This window comes from Rhodococcus sp. H36-A4, assembly GCF_027158005.1.
Taxonomy (GTDB): domain Bacteria; phylum Actinomycetota; class Actinomycetes; order Mycobacteriales; family Mycobacteriaceae; genus Rhodococcoides.
Window position 1 is genome coordinate 145056 of sequence record NZ_JAPVLQ010000007.1, and the last position, 6454, is coordinate 151509.

General features: G+C 60.4%; 6 protein-coding genes. 3 read left to right on the forward strand and 3 right to left on the reverse strand.

What is annotated here, in order from left to right; genetic code table 11:
* Positions 1-9 precede the first annotated feature (9 nt).
* Positions 10-1347, reverse strand: a complete 1338-nt coding sequence (locus tag O1W68_RS19280; protein ID WP_442972416.1) for an amino acid deaminase — start codon at positions 1345-1347, stop codon at positions 10-12.
* Between the two features lie 28 nt (positions 1348-1375).
* Between O1W68_RS19280 and O1W68_RS19285 the strand changes: the two genes are divergently transcribed.
* Genes O1W68_RS19285 through O1W68_RS19295 form a run of 3 tightly spaced genes read left to right on the forward strand, consistent with a single transcriptional unit; the run spans position 1376 to position 3602 of the window.
* On the forward strand, positions 1376-2428 hold the full coding sequence (locus O1W68_RS19285) for a sugar kinase (RefSeq protein WP_269306303.1): 1053 nt from the start codon (positions 1376-1378) through the stop codon (positions 2426-2428).
* Positions 2425-3198: an IclR family transcriptional regulator gene (locus O1W68_RS19290; RefSeq protein ID WP_269306305.1), complete on the forward strand. Its 774-nt coding sequence runs from the start codon at positions 2425-2427 to the stop codon at positions 3196-3198. The genes O1W68_RS19285 and O1W68_RS19290 overlap by 4 nt, the downstream gene beginning before the upstream one ends.
* A gap of 2 nt (positions 3199-3200) precedes the next feature.
* Positions 3201-3602, forward strand: coding sequence for a RidA family protein (locus O1W68_RS19295; protein WP_269306307.1), 402 nt, complete (start codon positions 3201-3203; stop codon positions 3600-3602).
* Positions 3603-3643: 41 nt separating this feature from the next.
* On the opposite strand, the gene O1W68_RS19300 is transcribed toward O1W68_RS19295, so the two are convergent.
* Both O1W68_RS19300 and O1W68_RS19305 read right to left on the reverse strand, forming a co-directional pair.
* Positions 3644-4834 carry a T3SS (YopN, CesT) and YbjN peptide-binding chaperone 1 gene (locus O1W68_RS19300; RefSeq protein WP_269306309.1) on the reverse strand — a complete coding sequence of 397 codons (1191 nt, stop codon included), beginning with the start codon at positions 4832-4834 and terminating at the stop codon, positions 3644-3646.
* A 78-nt stretch (positions 4835-4912) separates the two neighbouring features.
* Positions 4913-6064 carry an alkaline phosphatase family protein gene (locus tag O1W68_RS19305; protein ID WP_269306311.1) on the reverse strand — a complete coding sequence of 384 codons (1152 nt, stop codon included), beginning with the start codon at positions 6062-6064 and terminating at the stop codon, positions 4913-4915.
* Positions 6065-6454: the final 390 nt, after the last annotated feature.

Genomic DNA, 6454 nt, shown 5'->3' on the forward strand with positions numbered 1-6454 from the left:
AGCGTGTTCCTAGAAGAAGGTGTGGACGAGGTCCACAACGAGGGGATTGTCGGAGTCGACGTCATCGATCACCGGGATGAGTCGCCACTTGTCGAATGCCGTACATGGATGCGAAAGGCCTAGGCGTACAACGGTTCCGACTGGTAGTGCTGCAGAGTCTTCGGGCATCCGTAGGAAAGCGTGCTGATCATTGAGTGCGGTGACCTCGGCGTGCTCCACGCTCTGGGGTACCGGGAGTCCTTCGTCGAACGGCAGATCCCGCTTTCCAGCGTCCAGCAATGCCAACCCGGGTTCTGGCGTGGACACAACGCGAGCCCAGCCGTGCATCGCCGATCTCAACGGGTTGTCCGAGCGAGCCGAATTCATCGGCGAAATCTGTGAATAAAATCCGTCGTCGTGGATGATGTAGGCACCCGAGCGCAGTACCACCGACGTGGCAACGCCACGTTCACCCTTCTCGTCTGCCAGGGCAGCCAATCGCTCGACCACCAGGTCCTGATAGGCGCTGCCACCGGCCGTCACGACGGCGTGGGTGTCGTAGAGATCGGCATCGAGTAGTTCCCGGTGCAGGGCGGCCACGGTGTCCAAGTAGGTGCGGACATCAGTCAGACCGGTGGGTGAGCGGTCATGGCTCAGCGCGCCCTCGTACCCACCGATCCCGGCGAGGGCAAGAGATGGTGATGCGACGACAGCGTCAGCGACGGCACGAGCAGACTCTGTCGTCCGTGCGCCAGTTCGCCCGTGTTCTCCACCGAGTTCGACGATCACGTTGACCCGACGAGCGCCCGCCGAAGAAGCGAGGACAGCATTCATTGCCTTTACGGTGGCGAGACCATCTGCCCAGCAGTAGAATTCGAATTCAGGGTGAGCTTCCAGTTCGGATGCAAGCCAGGTCAGTCCCACCGGATCGACGAGGGCATTGGCGAGCATTATTCGCTCGACGCCGAACGCTCGAGCGAGCTGCACCTGCCAAATGGTAGCCAAAGTGATTGCCCAGGAGCCTGATTCGAGTTGGAGTCGCCACAGCGCAGGCGCCATCGTCGTCTTGCCGTGCGGTGCGATCCGCACTCCGGCGTGCTGCGCCCACTCGGCCATGACTGCAATGTTGTGCTGCATGCGCCCGCGATCCAAGGTGAGTAACGGAGTCTGGAAGTCCGCCAGGGTGGGGGCGGTGCTGATGAACTGCTCGACCGACTGCCCCCATGTACTCGGGGGGACGGACTTGTGTTCGGGGCCGAGAGTCCTCGTTCGGAGGGCGTTCACGGCATTCGAGTCGATCAAGACGGAACCTCCAGGGGCTGGCTGACGCGTCGGCCGGGGATTTGCGTTGCGTATTACGCAACGCATGTTGCGCAATGTGTTTACGATTAGTAGTGTGCAACGAAACACGTCCAGCCGCAAGCATTCGAAGGAGATCGATGTGACATTGCCGCGAGCAATATGCGTCGGCGAAGGACTGGTGGTGCTTGTTGCGACTCCTGGCCCACTCGAAAACTCGGAGACCTTCACCCGTTCCGCCGGGGGGGCGGAAGCCAATGTGGCACGAGTGTTCGCGCAGTTGGGTGTCGATGCTGCCTGGATCTCGAGAGTGGGAAACGATGGCTTCGGGCGCTATCTGGTGGACGAACTGGACTCCGCGGGAGTGAATACCTCAGCCGTAACGCGTGATGAAGGTCGGCCCACGGGCCTGTATGTCAAGGAACGCGGTGCAGGTACGGGTTCTCCAGGGGATCTACCTCTCGGCGAGAGCAAGATGACCTACTTTCGGACGGGATCCGCGGCCAGCGCGCTCTCGCCGAATGACATCGACAGTGCACACGCTGTCGCGATGATCAAGGCCGCAGAGTTGGTTCACTTCTCCGGAATCACTGTCGCTCTTTCCGAGACCGCAGAAAACTTGACACGCCAATTGACTGCTCGCGCAGCGATGGTGAGCTTCGACCTCAATTATCGTCCTGCGCTATGGGGTTCCCGACTGCAGCACGCGCCGAGGGTTCTCGCGGACCATGTCCGTCGAAGTGACGTCGTTCTGATGGGTGCCGACGAAGCGAACGAGGTGTTCGGTATCGACGACCCCGACGCATTGCGGGCAGAGTTTCCAGAACCTCACCACCTCGTGATCAAGAACGATGCCCACGTCGTGACCGCGTTCGAAGGCCGCTCCCGAATCGACGTCCCCGCGTTGACACTCGACGTCGTCGAGAAGATCGGTGCAGGTGACGCATTTGCAGGTGGCTATCTCACCGGTTTGTTGGACGGGCTCACGCCCGTCGGGCGCGTGCGGCTCGGTCACCTTTGTGCTGCGGGGGCACTTACCGCACACGGTGATATCGCCGAAGTGCTCCAGGCGCCGGCACGTCGATCCGCTCTCGACCTGTCGGACCAAGGCTGGCGCCTGCTGCAGTACTCGACGTTGGTGACCGCATGAGTCAGAGCCTTTCCCGAGCACTGACAATTCTTGGGTTACTCGGAGCCGAGTCCCGTTCCCTCGACCAGCTGGCCGGAGAACTGGAAGTCCACAAGACGACCGTGATGCGTCTACTGCGCACGATGGAAACCGACAGATTCGTTCAACACGATTCGAATCATCGATACGTGCTCGGATCCCGGTTCTTCGAGCTGGCCAATCGTGCACTCGAACAGCGTGACGTGCGCACAGTCGCACGACCACATTTGTCCGAACTCAATGTCACTACCGGCCAAACGATTCACCTCGCAACCTACGAATCAGGCGAGGCGGTGTACATCGACAAGTTCGACGCCAAGCAAAGCGTGCGCATGTATTCGAGAATCGGACGCCCCGCCCCATTGCACTGCACAGCGGTCGGCAAGGTTCTCGTGGCAGCACGTCCGCACACCGAACGCGTGAACATTGCCGAGCGAATACCCTACGAGCGCTTCACTGATCGGACCATCGATTGCGCCGAGCAATACCTTGCCGAGCTCGATCTGGTTGCCGAGCAGGGATACGCGGAGGACCACGAAGAGCACGAGTCATTCGTGAACTGCATCGGAGTGCCCATCCGCGACGGGACCGGGTCAGTAGTGGCCGCCGTGTCGATGTCGGTTCCCGACATGCTTCTCAACCACTCCCAAGTTTTGGCGACGCTCCCGGAGGTTCGACGAGTGGCGGCGGCGATCTCCGCGGACCTCGGTTGGATACCTGCACATGATGTCGACAGCAGTGAGGAAGGATAAAGATGAGCGAGAAAATCGCAGTCCGAACCGACGGGGCGCCGGCGCCGGCGCATACGTTCTCGCAGGGTGTTCGCAAGGGGCCGTTCGTTCAGGTATCCGGGCAGGGTCCCGTAGATCCGAAGACCAACGAGTACCTGTACCCGGGAGATGTAGCCGCACAAACCATTCGGACGCTCGAGAACGTTCGTGCCATCGTGGAAGCGAGCGGTGCGACATTCGACGACGTCGTCATGCTCCGGGTGTACCTCACCGAGCGCGGGGACTTCGCGAAGATGAACGACGCCTACGGCGAATTCGTGAAGAAGCACACGAGGGGTGAAGTGTTGCCAAGCCGCACTACGGTATTCACCGGACTTCCGCGTGAAGAGATGCTTGTCGAGATCGACGCAGTCGCGATCATCTGACGTCTGCTGGGCCCGATCCGTAGTCGATCGGGCCCCCAGCTTCAGGCTTTGTCGTAGAACCCGACAGTGCGGAGCGCCGACCGCAGCGCCTCGACCACACGTTCCCAAGGAACTGCCTCCTCCTCGCATTCCGATGCAGCGGCGTCCTCGCCGCGAAGACGGGCCTCACGCGCACATTCCTTCCAGGACTCTGACTGCTCGACGCAGAACCTCTCGTAGCGAGCGATTTTCATCTGGTCCCGCCCACACACAGATACGACATCCTCGGCGTCGATAGTCCCGCCCGACTCTGCATCGAGTTCGAGCAACGCCATCAACTGCGTGGGCACTTCCTCCTCGGTTGCATCGTCCGAGGCCTCCCCGGGACCGATAGGAAATGCCGATGTCGAGAGCCTGCCACCGAGATAGGCTGCGAAATCATCATCGACTCGGGTAACGAAATCTGCGAGACGGCTGACCGCATCCATCAAGTGTTGGGGTACGAAGGGCCGTGCTTCGATGATGGAGGAGAGTTGAACGCGGTCGTCGACGAGGAGTAATTTCAGCCGCGGATGGCGACGATTGAGATCCGCGACCACTTCGGCAGCGCGTGTTCGACCGCCGATTCTCTCGACAATCGGAGCATCGACCCGCACTTCGTCGAGAGCAGCGATATAAACATGAGCACTTACCTTGCCCAACTGGATAAAGCAGCTTCCGTCCGACGCGATGCGTATTTCCTGCCCGGGGAGCGCCTGCAATGCCCTTCGGACTGCTCTCGAGAGAGCCTTCTCGTCAGCATGAATCGAGGAAGCCATCGGCTCGAGGACCTCACCGGCGTCGCCGAGTAGTTCTACTCCGAAGACGCCCTCGACGGTGCTCCCGTCCTGCGAACCAACGAGGAAGCTTGGGTGCGGGATGTTCCACGTGCGACGAAGCTGTGTGACAACCGTCGAAGCGAACCGATCTGCACACAAGACTGGCTCTTCCAAAACGTGAATGTCGGAAACACCGGATGGGCGCCAAGGCGAAGGTGGATTCGACAGTCCCGACGACACGCACACGAGGGTTCTGCGCGTAGTCGTCCGCAGTCGCATCTCGAGCTTCTCGGCACCCTCGGGCAGGAATGCCGGCGACAGTGACCAATCTGCGGTGCACTCACCGGATGCGAGCCGATCGCCCAGTTGCGACGCGAACCGTCGCCAGTCCTTCTCCGTCGAGCTATCCAGTTCTCGAATCTCGAACGTCGACATTGCTTCTCCCCGTCATCAACCGCGAACTTCTCGAACGGAGAGAAACCTAGCGAGGGGTACCGACACAAATCGTTCGCATCAGTTCTTCCCACGGATGACCAGGGCCGGGATCATGAGTTCAGCCGACGTCAACGACCCATGGTGTCCGCGGAGAGCCGATGCCGACACTTCCGTGCGACTCCGAATCACCACGGACCGATCGTTCGCCAGGACCAGTAGGTCTCCAATTCGTCCGTAGGCGTCCGTAGAGACAATCGGGCCGAACCATCCGAGATCGACGGCGTCGTCCCTTGCTATGACGCGAAAGCCGCCGCCGAGGTGCTCCCGCCACGTCGCAGCTACATCGTCACCGGCTCCTTCGCGGGTATACAGGTAGCGCATCCGCGGCTCTCCACCTACAAGGCGAATTTCCCGCTGCAGTTCGACGGAGGTGTCGTAGTCGATTCTGTCCTCGACTTCGACCATCCCGTGATCCGCCACTACTACCAGTGCGCCGTCATGTGGAAGGCGCTCGGCGATCGCCTGCGCGAGATCGTCGACGTGACCGAGCTCCAGTCGCCATGCGAGCGACTGCGGACCACGAACATGGCCGACCAGGTCGAGATCTCCGTAGTAGGCGTAGACCAATGTCGGCCCGGCTGAATCGAAGATGTCACCGACTTGGGCTCCCAGATCTCCGATGGACACCGACGCGTGAAACGTCGGCCCACGCAGCGCAGCGCGGGTAAGACCCGAACCGTTCTGCATCGATGGTCCGACATGCGCCACCCTCACACCGGCATCGAGCCCACGCTCGAAGGCCGTCGGGGAGGGTTGAAAACACTCGGGAACGAGGTCGGCCGGAAGCCCCTCGGACTTCCTGGCACCGACGAGCTTCCATTGCAGGCTGTTCATCAATCGCTCATGGCGAGGAGCTTCGACGAGATACCCCATGATTCCGTGCGAGCCAGGCGGTAGCCCGGTGCCGAAAGAACTCAGGCTGGTTGCCGTCGTAGTGGGGAAGCCTGCGGTGATAGGTGGCGACGAATGAGAGTTGAGGAACGGCGCTTGCTTGGGGTGGGCCGAGAGTTGGTCCGAACCCAGGCCGTCGACAACGAGCACACACACTCGACGAACGCCGTCCAAGTCCAAACCGATTCGATCTACCTCACCCTCGACACCGAGATGAGAGAGTATCGAGGGCACCACATCGGCCAACGATGCGGACCCGTAGCGCGGATTCAGGAGCATGCATCCACCGTATGCGGTCCGATCGGACGGCGTGGAGTCTGCAATTAACCAATGTGAGCCGTTGACCAGGCGATTTGCACAACCGTTCTTGTTGGCGTAACTTTTGTCGAGTCAGAGCGACACGGACACCGACCCGGACCGAGAGGTGCGGGACACGAGGTTGGACGAAGTTCGAACTGGCACTCCCGAACAAGGTAAGAGAAATCAGCCATGTTCGGGGTATGAGCGTGTAAGCCCCGGATCGAACGCGAATGCGAACGAAATGGTGTGTGCGTGTTCTTTGAGAACTCAACAGTGTGTCGATGAATGTCAGTGCCGAATTTTGTATTTGGTGAAAGCATCCGATGTCGATGATCATCCGCTTGTGGTGGTTATGGTTGGGTGTTGTTT